At 33.2% G+C, this 13,474-nt stretch carries 13 protein-coding genes; 9 read left to right on the top strand and 4 right to left on the bottom strand.

The window, feature by feature from the left end; genetic code table 11:
* Positions 1-53 precede the first annotated feature (53 nt).
* The 6 genes from ffh to OA85_RS12360 all read left to right on the top strand — a co-directional run bounded on the left by ffh (position 54) and on the right by OA85_RS12360 (position 5,353).
* Positions 54-1,403, top strand: coding sequence for a signal recognition particle protein (ffh, locus tag OA85_RS12385; protein WP_039110097.1), 1,350 nt, complete (start codon positions 54-56; stop codon positions 1,401-1,403).
* 134 nt (positions 1,404-1,537) lie between these two features.
* Entirely contained in the window at positions 1,538-2,425 is an 888-nt protein-coding gene (locus tag OA85_RS12380) for a bifunctional 5,10-methylenetetrahydrofolate dehydrogenase/5,10-methenyltetrahydrofolate cyclohydrolase (protein WP_039110096.1), read from the top strand.
* A 40-nt stretch (positions 2,426-2,465) separates the two neighbouring features.
* Complete coding sequence (locus tag OA85_RS12375; RefSeq protein WP_039110095.1) at positions 2,466-2,873, top strand: DUF1801 domain-containing protein; 408 nt, start codon at positions 2,466-2,468, stop codon at positions 2,871-2,873.
* Between the two features lie 131 nt (positions 2,874-3,004).
* A complete protein-coding gene (locus tag OA85_RS12370; RefSeq protein WP_039110094.1) occupies positions 3,005-3,619 on the top strand; it encodes a hypothetical protein in 615 nt (204 codons plus the stop codon).
* Between the two features lie 2 nt (positions 3,620-3,621).
* Positions 3,622-3,915: a transcriptional regulator gene (locus OA85_RS12365; RefSeq protein ID WP_039110093.1), complete on the top strand. Its 294-nt coding sequence runs from the start codon at positions 3,622-3,624 to the stop codon at positions 3,913-3,915.
* Positions 3,916-3,967: 52 nt separating this feature from the next.
* The gene (locus OA85_RS12360) at positions 3,968-5,353 is read left to right on the top strand and encodes a DUF4173 domain-containing protein (RefSeq protein ID WP_039110092.1); all 1,386 of its coding nucleotides are present in this window, start codon (positions 3,968-3,970) and stop codon (positions 5,351-5,353) included.
* 40 nt (positions 5,354-5,393) lie between these two features.
* Here the strand turns inward: OA85_RS12360 and rluF are convergent, their stop codons facing one another.
* From rluF to OA85_RS12340, 4 genes are all read right to left on the bottom strand, one after another.
* Entirely contained in the window at positions 5,394-6,206 is an 813-nt protein-coding gene (gene rluF, locus OA85_RS12355) for a 23S rRNA pseudouridine(2604) synthase RluF (RefSeq protein ID WP_039110091.1), read from the bottom strand.
* Positions 6,207-6,339: 133 nt separating this feature from the next.
* Positions 6,340-7,188 carry an alpha/beta fold hydrolase gene (locus OA85_RS12350; protein WP_039110090.1) on the bottom strand — a complete coding sequence of 283 codons (849 nt, stop codon included), beginning with the start codon at positions 7,186-7,188 and terminating at the stop codon, positions 6,340-6,342.
* Between the two features lie 36 nt (positions 7,189-7,224).
* Positions 7,225-8,004, bottom strand: a complete 780-nt coding sequence (locus tag OA85_RS12345) for a zinc ribbon domain-containing protein (protein WP_039110089.1) — start codon at positions 8,002-8,004, stop codon at positions 7,225-7,227.
* 3 nt (positions 8,005-8,007) lie between these two features.
* On the bottom strand, positions 8,008-9,105 hold the full coding sequence (locus tag OA85_RS12340; protein ID WP_039110088.1) for a Nif3-like dinuclear metal center hexameric protein: 1,098 nt from the start codon (positions 9,103-9,105) through the stop codon (positions 8,008-8,010).
* A 150-nt stretch (positions 9,106-9,255) separates the two neighbouring features.
* Between OA85_RS12340 and lpxK the strand changes: the two genes are divergently transcribed.
* The 3 genes from lpxK to OA85_RS12325 all read left to right on the top strand — a co-directional run bounded on the left by lpxK (position 9,256) and on the right by OA85_RS12325 (position 13,468).
* A complete protein-coding gene (gene lpxK / locus OA85_RS12335; RefSeq protein ID WP_039110087.1) occupies positions 9,256-10,287 on the top strand; it encodes a tetraacyldisaccharide 4'-kinase in 1,032 nt (343 codons plus the stop codon).
* A gap of 295 nt (positions 10,288-10,582) precedes the next feature.
* Entirely contained in the window at positions 10,583-12,475 is a 1,893-nt protein-coding gene (locus OA85_RS12330; protein WP_052257243.1) for an ice-binding family protein, read from the top strand.
* Between the two features lie 180 nt (positions 12,476-12,655).
* Positions 12,656-13,468 carry a purine-nucleoside phosphorylase gene (locus OA85_RS12325; RefSeq protein ID WP_039110086.1) on the top strand — a complete coding sequence of 271 codons (813 nt, stop codon included), beginning with the start codon at positions 12,656-12,658 and terminating at the stop codon, positions 13,466-13,468.
* The last annotated feature ends 6 nt before the right edge of the window (positions 13,469-13,474 follow it).

Genomic DNA, 13,474 nt, shown 5'->3' with positions numbered 1-13,474 from the left:
ATTGCCTAATTATCTAATTAGTTTATCTTTGCACTTCAATAAAATAAAAAATCATGTTCGATAATTTAAGCGATAAATTAGATAAAGCCTTTCATATACTAAAAGGGCACGGAAAAATCACCGAAGTAAACGTTGCCGAAACATTAAAAGAAGTTCGTAGAGCTTTACTTGATGCCGATGTTAACTTCAAAATCGCAAAAGATTTTACTACTAGAGTAAAGGAAAAAGCAATTGGTCAAGACGTTTTAACGACACTTCAACCAGGTCAATTATTGGTTAAATTGGTTAAAGATGAATTGACGGAATTGATGGGTGGTGATGTTGCCGGAATTAATTTATCAGGAAATCCTACAGTGATTTTAATGTCAGGTTTGCAAGGTTCAGGAAAAACTACTTTTTCTGGAAAACTAGCAAATTATTTACTTACAAAAAAGAATAAAAAACCACTTTTGGTTGCCTGTGATATTTATCGTCCAGCGGCGATTCAACAATTATACGTTGTTGGTGATTCTATAGGTGTAGAGGTTTACTCCGAACCAGAAAATAAAAATCCGGTTGAAATTGCCCAAAATGCCATCAAACATGCAAAAGCCAATGGCTTTAATGTAGTGATTGTGGATACTGCGGGTCGTTTAGCAGTCGATGCGGCAATGATGGATGAAATTGCACGTGTTCATAAAGCAATTCAGCCACAAGAAACTTTGTTTGTTGTCGATTCAATGACAGGTCAGGATGCAGTAAATACTGCTAAAGCCTTTAATGATATCTTGAATTTTGATGGTGTTATCTTAACTAAACTAGATGGTGATACTCGTGGAGGAGCAGCGTTGTCTATTAAAACTGTAGTAAACAAACCAATTAAATTTGTAGGTACAGGAGAAAAGATGGATGCGATTGATGTATTCTATCCTATTCGTATGGCGGAACGTATCCTTGGAATGGGAGATGTTGTGTCTTTGGTAGAAAGAGCGCAAGAGCAATTTGACGAAGAAGAAGCAAGAAAAATACAAAAGAAAATCGCCAAAAACGAATTTGGTTTTGATGATTTCTTGTCTCAAATTCAACAAGTAAAGAAAATGGGGAATATGAAAGATTTGGTTGGAATGATACCAGGTGCTTCAAAAGCCATGAAAGATGTAGAAATTGAAGATGATGCTTTCAAACATATTGAAGCAATTATTCACTCGATGACTCCAATAGAAAGAAGTAAGCCTGCTCTAATTGATGTAAAAAGAAAAGCTAGAATTGCTAAAGGTTCCGGAACAAAAATTGAGCAAGTCAATCAATTGATGAAACAGTTTGAGCAAATGAGCAAGATGATGAAAATGATGCAAGGACCAGGAGGGAAAAATCTAATGAAAATGATGGGTGGCATGCAAGGTGGTATGCCAGGAATGAGATAAAAAAAATCGTGGTCGATATTCAGGTTTTTAATAATCAGTTTTGAAACACATTATATTATTAATATTTTTAAGAGTTTTTGTTTAAGTTTCCAAAACTTTAAATTTTAAACTTTGAACTTTTTAAACAAGAAGAAATGCAACTACTAGACGGAAAAAAAACATCGGAAGATATTAAACACGAAATAGCAGCCGAAGTACAACAAATGAAAAATAATGGGGAAAAAGTACCTCATTTAGCAGCTGTAATCGTTGGTACTAATGGAGCGAGCTTAACTTATGTTGGAAGTAAAGTGCGTTCTTGTGAACAAATTGGCTTCGAATCTACTTTAGTAAGTTTACCGGAAACTATTACCGAGGCAGAGTTGCTTTCAAAAATCAAAGAACTAAATGATGATGATAATCTAGATGGTTATATCGTTCAATTGCCTTTGCCGAAACACATTGATGAGCAAAAAATCTTGATGGCTATTGATCCTGATAAAGATGTTGATGGTTTTCATCCTGCAAATTTTGGAAAAATGGCTTTGGAAATGGAAACATTTTTACCGGCAACGCCATTTGGAATTATGCAATTGTTAGAACGCTACAAAGTAGAAACAGCTGGTAAACATACCGTTGTTATTGGACGTAGCCATATTGTGGGAAGACCGATGAGTATCTTGATGAGCCGCAAAGGATATCCAGGTGATTCAACAGTAACACTGACTCACAGTCGAACTAAAAATATTGAGGAGTTTACTAAAAATGCTGACATTATTATTACAGCATTAGGAGTTCCGAATTATCTTAAAGCCCATATGGTGAAAGATGGAGTGGTTGTAATTGACGTAGGTATTACCAGAGTGGAAGATGCTTCTCACCCAAAAGGATATGTGATCACAGGAGATGTTGATTTTGATGAAGTAAGTAAAAAGGCCTCTTTTATAACACCGGTTCCTGGTGGAGTAGGACCAATGACGATTGCGATGTTATTACAAAATACACTTATTGCCAGAAAAATGAGAATCGCTAAAGATAATTAGAAAAGCTAAGGCCTATTCGAGAGAATAGGCTTTTTTTATTATGGGAAATACACAAGGAATACAATTTAATACAATAGAAGAGTTTTTAGATTATCTTACCGAAGATGAACGGGAAATCGTTCTTTTTTTGCGTAAAATTATTTTAGAATGTATTCCAAATTGCAAAGAGAAATTAGCTTACAATGTCCCTTTTTATTATCGTCATTCCAGAATTTGTTATATCTGGCCCGCTTCCATTCCTTGGGGGAAAGTAGAACAAGGAGTAGCTATTGGTTTTTGCAAAGGCACCTCATTTTTAGACGAGACTTTTGAAACTACAAAGTTTACTTCCAAAGTAACGTTTACTTCAGTTGCAGCAATTGATGTTGCATTTTTGAGACAGCAAATCTATGAAGCTGTTTTGATTGATGAACAAATTGTAAAAGCGAAGCGGAGAAAAATCCAGTAATTAAGAATCTTTCTTTTTTTAAGGGTGAATCTTTTGATAAAATTACTTTATAAAATTTATTGAAATTAAATTGATTTCTATTTTGAAATCTAAAAATAATAAATAACTTTGTATTTCAAAGTACTTTATTTATGAATCAAAAACATCAAGAAGATTTATCTCATATTCGTTCCATGATGGAGCGCTCTTCAAGATTTATTTCGTTAAGTGGCCTTTCAGGAGTATTTGCAGGGATAGTTGCATTAGCTGGGGCAATGTATGTGTATCTGCTGTTTAAACAACATGGTATTGAATATTTTGATGGTGAGCAAAAGATATATAGTTCTGATTTGATAATGGAATTAACTTTTGTTGCTTTGTTAATTTTGATTTTAGCATTGGTATTTGGTATATTTTTCACTTTGAGAAAAAGTAAAAGTGCTAATTTACCAGTTTGGACTAATACTACTAAAAAAATGTTGCTCCATTTAGCGATTCCTTTATTTGTTGGGGGAGTATTTTGTGTGGCACTTTTATACCATCAATTATTTGCCCTCATTGCACCTACAACTTTATTATTTTACGGCTTAGCACTTATTAATGCTGAAAAGTATACTTTTTCAGATATTAAATATTTGGGTATATGTGAAATTGTTTTAGGAAGTATTTCTCTCTTTTATCTTGGATATGGACTTATTTTTTGGGCTATAGGATTTGGAATTTTACATATTCTGTATGGTTTAATTATGTTCAAAAAATATAAATAGTAATGGGAATCATTGATAAATTAAATAAAGATTTCGAAAGTCGAGTCAGACTTGGTATTATGTCTGTCTTGATGGTAAATGACTGGATTGATTTTACTGAAATGAAATCTTTATTGGATATTACTGATGGTAATTTAGCGAGTCATTCTTCTGCTTTGGAGAAATCAGAATACATAGAAGTGAAAAAAGAGTTTGTCGGTAAAAAGCCGAAAACTTCGTATCGAGTTACCAATATGGGAAGAACAGCTTTTGTTTCCCACTTAAATAGTCTTGAAAAATTAATTAAATCTAAATAACCTTTTTTTTAATCAAATGCTTTGAAATTCAAAGTACTTTTAAATTTTTATTATGAAAAAACACCATTTAATTTTAGCTTGTAGCATGGTTTTTACATTGCTTTTTTACAAGGAAACTGTAGGAGTAAATCTGGCGATTTTCGGGTTGGTATTGACTGGAATGATTTGCTATTTCTTTCAGGAACGATTTACAAGTCGCTTGCATTTAGGATTAGTAATCACTTCTATTTTGTCGTGTTCTGCCTTTGCTTGGTATGGCGATTTTGTGTCTGTTTTGGCTTTATCTATGTCTGTTCTTTTTTTACAATTTAAAACTCATGAAGTAAAACTTAAAATAGTACAGATTTTTCCAATTGTATTTATCAATGGATTTGCTTCACTAGGTCGTATATTGATGTTTAGTCAATGGCTTCCAAAAAAAGAAATCAAAAATGATTTTGCTAAAAAACTAATAGCTTACTTTATTATTCCAGCTCTATTTATAACCGTTTTTTTTGTGGTATACGCGTTCGGTAGCGAACATTTTTCATCTCTATTTACGGATTATACTTTAGATTTGGATGTTTTGGAAGTCTTTCTAATTGCTTTGCTAGGCTTTTATATTTCGTTCAGTTTCTGGAATTATTGGGTTCCTGATATTTGTTATGATTTTAATTCAAAATTAGATAATGATTTTAGTAGCGAGGCAAGAATGGAGCATCAACAAACTTTTTCATTTCTTGATCTTGATTTTGAAAGAAAGAGTGGTGAAATTACATTAGTGCTTTTAAATTGCATGATTTTAATTTTTATTGGGACCTATAATTACGAGCAGTTTTTTGAGGAGAACGTGGTTGCGTCTTTGAGCGCAGCAACACATGAAAGAGTAAATGCCGTTATCTTTTCAATAATAATGGCGGTTGGGGTGATGCTATTCTTTTTTAAAAATGGATTCAATTTTGACAAGAAAGCGAGGCATCTCAAATTGCTTTCTAAAATTTGGATAGCATTGAACGGAGTGTTAATTATTAGTACAATTATAAAAAACATTGAATATGTTGCTGCATTTGGTTTAACCTATAAAAGGTTAGGAGTTTTCGCTTTCTTATTATTAGCAATTGTAGGTTTGCTAATAACTTTTTGGAAGATTTATAAACAAAAAACAAATGCTTATCTTTTTAATAAAATGATTTGGTGTTTTTATGGAACAATACTTTTATGCAGTTTTATAAATTGGGGGAACATAATCACCAATTACAATATTTCTGTAAATAAAGGGGTGGAGCCTATTTTTTTATCTGGATTAAATTTTAATGATGAAACCCGTCGAGACTATTTTTTACTAAAGAAATTAGATGGAAAAGAAATTGAGCTTTCAAAAGAAGAACAGATTAGCGACAGGAAATCTGAAAAATTTTTATCAAAAGCTTTGTATTACGAATTTATAACTAAGAAATAAAAGCAAAATCCCATTCAGATGCGAATGGGATTTTTTATGTTTAATAATCGCCTCTTTTCTTAAATCTAGGATCGTCTTTTTTGATGAATTCGGTTTTTCTTTTTGGCGCTTCCGTTTTGGGTAAACTCGCTTCTTCTGTTTTGCTGGAAGGTTCAATCAATTCATTTAATTCTTTGATTTCGGCATCAGTCAAATCGCGATAACGACCTACAGGAATATCAAGTGAAATGTTTATAATTCGGATGCGTTTTAGAGCCGTAACATCATACCCCAAATATTCTGTCATTCTACGAATTTGACGGTTTAAACCTTGTGTCAAGATGATTTTGAAAGTGAATTTGCTGATTTGTTCCACTTTACATTTTCGGGTAACCGTGTCCAAAATTGGCACGCCATTTCCCATTCTTTCGATGAAACGATCTGTAATGGGTTTGTTAACTGTAACGGTATATTCTTTTTCGTGATTGTTTCTGGCGCGTAATATTTTATTTACGATGTCACCATCATTAGTCATGAAGATCAATCCCTCACTCGCTTTGTCCAGTCTCCCGATAGGAAAAATACGTTTGGGATAATTGATATAATCTACAATGTTATTGCGAACATCAAGGTTTGTAGTACATTCAATTCCTACCGGTTTATAGAAAGCAAGATAAACGGGTTTCTCATTTTTCTCACGGATTAGTTTACCGTCAATACGCACTTCGTCATCGGGGGAAACTTTTGTCCCTAATTCCGGAACGATTCCATTGATGGTTACACGACCTTCTTCAATGATTTTATCTGCTTCGCGGCGGGAGCAATACCCAGTTTCTCCTATGAATTTGTTGAGGCGTTTTAGATTTTCTTCCATGATGCAAAAGTAATCAATTTGGATGTTAGATTTTTAGACTTCTTAGATTTTTAGAAAGTTTAGTTTCGATTGATTCTACTAAGTCCTATTAGATTTAATTCACAAGTTCGTATCATCTAAAAATCTAAGAAGTCTATTTTTCTTCAAATAAAAAACCAGCCACTTTTTTGTATAATTCATCGTCGTGCATGCTGTGTCCTAAGCCTTTAGTTTCGATAAAAATTGAATTTTTCCAAGCGCCTGCAATTTTTTTTCCTTCTTCAAATAAAACTACCGTGTCATCAATGTCATGAGCTATTAGTCCTTTTATGTTTAATTTAGAAGCAAACATTTTACCTGAAAAATGTTCTAGTTGTAGTTTAAAATGATTTAAATAGTGATTTTCTAAAGCTTTTGAAATTCTAGAGTTCAAGCTTAATAACGCAATGTAATTATTCAGGATAATATTGAAATCACTTGGTGCTCCTAGAATCACCATTTTTTTAAGAGAATCATTCTGATATACCGATTGATAATACAAACAGGTTTTTCCGCCCATAGAATGGCCTATCAAGTATTGTGGTTTAAATTTTTGGACAGCAATATGAATAAACTCGGCATACTGAGGAATACTAAATTCTTTTCCGCTGGATAAGCCATGCGCCGGAGCATCAATGGCAATAATAGTACTTCCTGATTTTTTTAAATATGGTAAGATGTTCTCCCATCGAGAAGCGTTGCTTTCCCATCCGTGAACCAAAAGAATAATGGTGTCATTTCCTTTCCAGGTATACGTTTGAAAAGAATGCTCTTCTTGATGAAACGTTTCGGATTGTGCTTCTTGTAAAATTTCAGGAAGATTCCCTTTTGATAGTTTTCCTTCTCTGGGTTCACTAAAAAAGGCATACGCAAGTTGCGAAGCTTTCTTTGGAAATACAAAACTCAAAATATTAATGTATAATCCAATGGATTTAGTAAATATAAAAAACAACAATTTCTTCATAATAAAAAAGCCTCCGATTAGGAGGCTTAAATGTAATTAGAATTTAGAAAACAATTGTTCCATTTTCTCTTTTTCTTCGTCGGCCAGTGTGCTGTCGACTAATATTCTTCCTGAATGCTCATCAGTGATAATTTTCTTTCTTGAAGCAATTTCTACTTGTGTCTGAGGTGGAATCGTAAAGAATGATCCTGCAGATGCTCCTCTTTCAATAGAAACAACAGCTAATCCATTACGAACACTTGTTCTGATTCTAGTATAAGCTTTCAATAATCTTTCTTCAATTAAAGCTTGGTATTCAGCTGATTTCTCAGATAAAAAAGCTTCTTCTTTAGCAGTTTCAGCCATGATAGCGTCTAACTCTGATTTTTTATGTTTCAAATGATTAGATTTTGCTTCTAATCTTTCTTTTGAATTTGAGATTACTTCTTTTTTGTGTTCGATAGAAGCTTTCATTTCTTTAATTTGTTTTTCAGACAATTGAATTTCTAATTCTTGAAATTCAACCTCTTTAGTCAACGAATTAAATTCTCTGTTATTACGAACAGTTTCTTGTTGCTTCGTATATTTTTTGATAGCCTCTTTGTGCTCATCAATTGCATTCTTTTTTACCTTGATAAGATCTTCGATAACTTCAAGTTCACTTTTCAATTTTTCTGAACGGGTGCTTAAACCTGCAACTTCATCTTCTAAATCCTCTACTTCTAAAGGAAGTTCTCCTCTTACGTTTCTGATTTCGTCAATTCTAGAGTCAATTAGCTGTAAATCGTAAATTGCTCTTAACTTGTCCTCAACACTTAATTCTTTCGTATTCGCCATATTCTATAAGTACTTAACTGGATTTGAATTTTCTTCTGATAAAATAACTGCAAAATTAAGGATTTTTTTCCGAAGATACTCAACAATATAATTTTTTGTATAGCGTTCGCTTTCAAAATGTCCAATATCGGCCAATAAAAGCCTATTTTCGGCTTCATAAAACTGATGGTATTTCAAATCAGCGGTTAAATAAGCATCCGCTCCGGCCTGGATCGCATTTTTTATCGCAAAACTTCCTGCTCCGCCAAGAACGGCTACTTTTTTTATTTCTTTTCCTAAAAAGTTAGAATGTCGAATTCCGCCACTTTGCATTTTTTCTTTTGCAAAAAGCAGAAACTCTTTTTCTTTTATGGGATTTTCTAATTCGCCAATCATTCCTAAGCCAATATTTTGATGTTGGTTTTGCAAGTCATAAATTTCATAGGCCACTTCTTCATAGGCATGGCTTTTGAATAATGCTTTTAGAATTTTGGTCTCTAAATGTTTTTCGAAAGTAACTTCGATTTTGATTTCGTCTCCTTGTACAAATTCGAATCGCTCACCAACTTGAGGATTGCTGTGTTCGTTTCCCATATAGGTTCCGATTCCTTTCGAATTAAAACTGCAATTTTCATAATTTCCAATGGTTCCAGCTCCGGCATCAAATAGTGCATTTCGCACTTCTTCTGCATTTTCAGGAATCGTATAGGTTACTAGTTTTCGAATAAAATGTTGCTTCGGAATCAGGATTTTAGTATTAACCAATCCCAAGGCATCACAAAATATTTTATTTACGCCTTCTTGATGATTATCCAAAGCGGTGTGAACGGCATAAATGGCAATGTCATTTTTTATGGCTTTGATAACAGCTCGTTCCACGTAGTTTTTGCCCGTTATTTTTTTTAATCCCGAAAATAATATGGGATGAAAACAAACTACCAAATTGCAGTTTTTTGCAATCGCTTCGTCAATTATATTTTCTAAAGCATCATGACAAACTAAAACACCTGTCGCTTCTGATTCTTGATCTCCAACCAATAAACCCACATTGTCAAAATCTTCAGCGTAGGCGAGTGGCGCCATTTCTTCGAGTACAGATATTATTTCTTTGATTTTACTCATCGTTCAGTTTTTTAGTATTCGTGACCCGAGCCTAAAAGGCTAACGGATGCAATAATCTTCGATTTCATTTTCATTTTTTTTCGAATTAACAAATTAACGAATAAACAAATCAACTTTTTTTATAAAGATAAAATATTCTACTTTCGTAAAATGAATTTATTGCGAAAAATACTGTTTCCATTTGCCATTTTATATGGTCTGATAACTAGTATTCGGAATTTCCTTTTCGACAAAGGGATTTTAAAATCCTATTCTTTTGATTTACCTATTATTGCTGTTGGTAATCTCAGCGTTGGCGGAACTGGAAAAACGCCTCAAATTGAATATTTGATTCGGTTGCTTTCGGATAAATATAAAATTGCCACGTTAAGCCGTGGATATAAAAGACAATCGGAAGGTTTTATTTTGGCTGATGCCAATTCAAATGCTGCAATACTTGGAGATGAGCCTTTTCAGTTTTATCAAAAATTTCCAAATATTCAAGTTGCAGTTGATACCAACAGAAAAAATGGAATAGAACAACTACTTTCTCAATCCAATAAACCAGAAGTTATTTTGCTTGACGACGCTTTTCAGCATAGAAAAGTGAAAGCAGGTTTCTATATTTTACTGACTTCATACGGCGATTTATATTCGGATGATTTTATCTTGCCAACAGGTAATTTACGAGAAAGCAGAAGTGGAGCTCAAAGAGGGAATATAATTATAGTCACAAAATGTCCTTCTCCTCTTTCGCTTGACGAGCAAAAGGAGATTAAAAACAAATTGAAACTTTCCTTAAATCAGGAATTGTATTTTACCTACATCGATTATGACGATTGTATTTATTCTGAAAATAGAAAGATAAAAGTCGATGAAATTAAATCACTTGGTAAAGTATTAGTGGCAGGAATTGCCAAGCCCGAACCGTTTTTTACTTATTTGAAGAACACAAATGATGCTTGTTTGTCTTTTCCGGACCATCATAATTTTACCGATAAAGATATTTTAGAAATTAAAAATTTAGCCCAAAACAGCCTTATTATCACTACCGAAAAAGATTATGTGCGATTGAAAGGAAGTTTGCCAAGTGAGCAACTTTTCTATTTGCCCATAAAAAGTTCTTTTATTTCAGGAAGTGAAAATTTTGATAAAGTTATCTTGAACTATATTTTAAACAATCAAAATTCAAATCTTCAATAAAGTATTTTAGCGGTTTTTAATTTGTATAATAACTGGGCTCGCACATTTAATTACTCAATTTATCGAAATAAAGGTATTTCAGCAGTTGTATTAGGTTGTTTACAGATATAAAGTATCAATTGACTATTTTATAGATTAGGTTTGGCATTGTAATCAATTTTAACAATTGTTTACTTCTTAAATCAATTATAATGGAAAGTTGATTTTAGAAAATTCTTCACAAAAATGCACTATAAAGGATCCTCCTTAAAGCATTAATAAAGCAACAAACTAAATCCCATTTTATTTCATTCTGATGAAAAAAAAAGAATTATATAGTATAATAGCTATCGCTCTATTTTTATTTCCAAATGTAAATTTTGCCCAAGTTTTAAATTTAGGAACACTTTCAAATTTTGAAGCTTATTCCGGTACTGGAGCAGTTTCTAATATTGGAACATCACAATTTACGGGTGATATTGGTACAAATGTTGGAGCAATAAGTGGATTTGGCTTACCGACTAGTTTTAATGGTATTCCACAAAATGCAAATGCCATTACTACCCAAGCCAAAATTGATTTGCTTAGAGTTTATATTCATCTAAGTGATCTTTTTGTCACTAATACAAGTCATGCTGCTGCTTTTGGGAGTGGTGAAACTATTACGCCTGGGGTTTATTCCATTGCTGGTGCAGGATCTTTAGCAGGTAGTATTACTCTCGATGGTCAAGGAAATCCAAATGCAGCATTTATAATTAAGTTTGAAGGCGGATTTTCCGCTGGAGCAAGTTCAACTATAGTATTGAGTAATGGAACTCGAGCTTGTAATGTCTTTTGGATTGCGGAAGGAGCAATTTCAATAGGAGCATCAAGCATTACAAAAGGAACTTTAATTGCCCATCCTGGTGCAATTACCGTAGGCGCTAATAGTAATCTAGAAGGAAGAATGTTTTCTTCTGAAGGCGCAATAACTTTTGGACCTGGCTTGGCATATCCTCCGGCTGGTCCAATTACAATCCCGATAAGTTGTGTAAATACATGTAACAATACTATTTTAGGAACTGTTGCCAATTTTGCTCTTTTTACAAGTAAAGGTGCTGTTGCAAATGCTGCTACATCTGGAATAATTGGTGATATTGGGTCAAATGCTGGCGATATAAGTGGTTTTGCAAGTTCGACTGTAGCTGGATCTTTTTATAATGTTGACGCTAAAACAGCTCAAGCTAAAATTGATTTAGAATCTGCTTATGTTCAACTTTATAATACACCAAATACAAACATGTCTCATACGCCAGCTTTTGGGAGTGGAGAAACTTTAAATGCAGGAGTTTATTCGATTTTAGGAGCAGGTTCTTTAGCAGGAACAATAACGCTGGACGGTCAAGGAAATCCTGATGCACTTTTCATCTTTAAGTTTGATGGAGCATTTACAACTGCTGCACAGTCGAAAGTGATTTTGGCAAATGGAACTCGAAGATGTAATGTTTTTTGGATAGCTGAAGGTGCAGTTTCTATGGGAACTTTTACTTTTATGAAAGGAACTCTTATTGCTCATAACGGAGCAAATACTATGGGAGCAAATGGTAATCTAGAAGGCAGAATGCTTTCAACTACCGGTGCAATAGGTTTTAGTACTGGAGTTATTTATACAAATACGTTATGTTTTAATGATGTTTTAGATACCATCTCTGCTGTTGATGATACCGCAACAATTGTTAATTCATCCTCAAATTCAATAGGATTTGCAAATGTTTTAGCTAACGATACACTTAATGGAAATAGTATTTTACCAACAGAAGTAACTACTACTTTTGTTCATTCTAGCAATGTTGGTATTTCTTTATCTGGAGTAGATGTAGTAGTTTCTCAAGGAACTCCTGCGGGAAATTATACACTTACATATCAAATTTGTCAAATATCTAATCCAAACAATTGTAGTCAAGCTTTAGTTTCATTAACCGTATTGTGTGAGCCAGTAGCAATTCCAATTATAACAATCGAACAACCATCAGTAGCTCAAAACACAGCTACTATAACAGTAAATTCGCCTATTGGACCTGGATATACTTATAGTGTAAATGATGTAGATTTTCAAACTAACGCTGTTTTTACAAATGTTCCTTCAAGACAAAATTACAATGTAACTGTTAAAAAAGACAATTGTTTTTCGACAGCAGTCGTTACCGTTTATTCACAGCCATCAAATTAAAAAAGGAAACTATCTTAGAATTAAAATAATAAAATAATTAATTTTTTGATTTTTAAAATATTCTTTTTCACCTAAATTAGGCTTGATATTTTTAACTATATTTGATTATAAATCACTTCTAATAGTAGTATTTTAAACGATGTATTATGAAGTTTTTTCTAAAATAAATTAGATTAAATTATGTGGGAACAAGTACAAGAAACCGTTAGTTTTATTAAGGAAAGAATCAATTTTGCACCAGAATATGGTGTGATTCTAGGGTCAGGTTTAGGCAGTTTTACGGATGAAATGAAAGTAGAATTTACATTGCCCTATAATGAAATTCCAAATTTTCCAGTGTCAACCGTTCAAGGTCATAAAGGGGCATTGGTTTTTGGAACAATAGGTGATAAAAAAGTGGTTGCCATGCAAGGTCGATTTCATTTTTACGAAGGCTATTCGATGAAAGAAGTGACTTTTCCGGTGCGAGTAATGAAGTTTTTAGGTGTTGAAAAATTAATTGTTTCAAATGCATCAGGAGGAGTGAATCCAAAATATAAAGTGGGTTCTATTGTCATGATTACAGATCATATCAATATGACACCAGAACATCCTTTGCGGGGTAAAAATGAGGAACGCTTTGGACCTCGTTTTGTAAATATGAGCGAACCGTATTCTAGAAAAATGATTACTAAAGCTACTGAATTAGCGCAAGAATTAAATATTGACGTTCACGAAGGCATTTATCTTGGTTTGCAAGGTCCTACTTTTGAAACTTTGGCTGAATATAGAATGGTGAAAATTCTCGGTGCTGATTGCGTAGGAATGTCTACAGTTCCCGAGGTGATTGTGGCTCGTCACATGGATTTAGAAACATTCGGCATTTCTGTAATCACTGATATGGGAAATGAAGAAAGTATAGGAACTATTTCGCATGATGAAGTTTTGGAAGCTGCTAAAAATGCAGAGCCAAAAGTGAGAAGTCTTGTTAAAGAATTGATTTTGAGATATTAGTAATTG

Origin of the sequence: Flavobacterium sp. AED, assembly GCF_000812945.1 — a bacterium.
Classification (GTDB): Bacteria; Bacteroidota; Bacteroidia; order Flavobacteriales; family Flavobacteriaceae; genus Flavobacterium.
This window is presented reverse-complemented; position numbering and strand designations above follow the sequence as displayed.

Bases quoted from the DNA above. Each gene is read 5' to 3' on its own strand.
- ffh (WP_039110097.1), top strand. From the start codon at position 54: ATGTTCGATAATTTAAGCGATAAATTAGATAAAGCCTTTCATATACTA.
- OA85_RS12380 (WP_039110096.1), top strand. From the start codon at position 1,538: ATGCAACTACTAGACGGAAAAAAAACATCGGAAGATATTAAACACGAA.
- OA85_RS12375 (WP_039110095.1), top strand. From the start codon at position 2,466: ATGGGAAATACACAAGGAATACAATTTAATACAATAGAAGAGTTTTTA.
- OA85_RS12370 (WP_039110094.1), top strand. From the start codon at position 3,005: ATGAATCAAAAACATCAAGAAGATTTATCTCATATTCGTTCCATGATG.
- OA85_RS12365 (WP_039110093.1), top strand. From the start codon at position 3,622: ATGGGAATCATTGATAAATTAAATAAAGATTTCGAAAGTCGAGTCAGA.
- OA85_RS12360 (WP_039110092.1), top strand. From the start codon at position 3,968: ATGAAAAAACACCATTTAATTTTAGCTTGTAGCATGGTTTTTACATTG.
- rluF (WP_039110091.1), bottom strand. From the start codon at position 6,206: ATGGAAGAAAATCTAAAACGCCTCAACAAATTCATAGGAGAAACTGGG.
- OA85_RS12350 (WP_039110090.1), bottom strand. From the start codon at position 7,188: ATGAAGAAATTGTTGTTTTTTATATTTACTAAATCCATTGGATTATAC.
- OA85_RS12345 (WP_039110089.1), bottom strand. From the start codon at position 8,004: ATGGCGAATACGAAAGAATTAAGTGTTGAGGACAAGTTAAGAGCAATT.
- OA85_RS12340 (WP_039110088.1), bottom strand. From the start codon at position 9,105: ATGAGTAAAATCAAAGAAATAATATCTGTACTCGAAGAAATGGCGCCA.
- lpxK (WP_039110087.1), top strand. From the start codon at position 9,256: ATGAATTTATTGCGAAAAATACTGTTTCCATTTGCCATTTTATATGGT.
- OA85_RS12330 (WP_052257243.1), top strand. From the start codon at position 10,583: ATGAAAAAAAAAGAATTATATAGTATAATAGCTATCGCTCTATTTTTA.
- OA85_RS12325 (WP_039110086.1), top strand. From the start codon at position 12,656: ATGTGGGAACAAGTACAAGAAACCGTTAGTTTTATTAAGGAAAGAATC.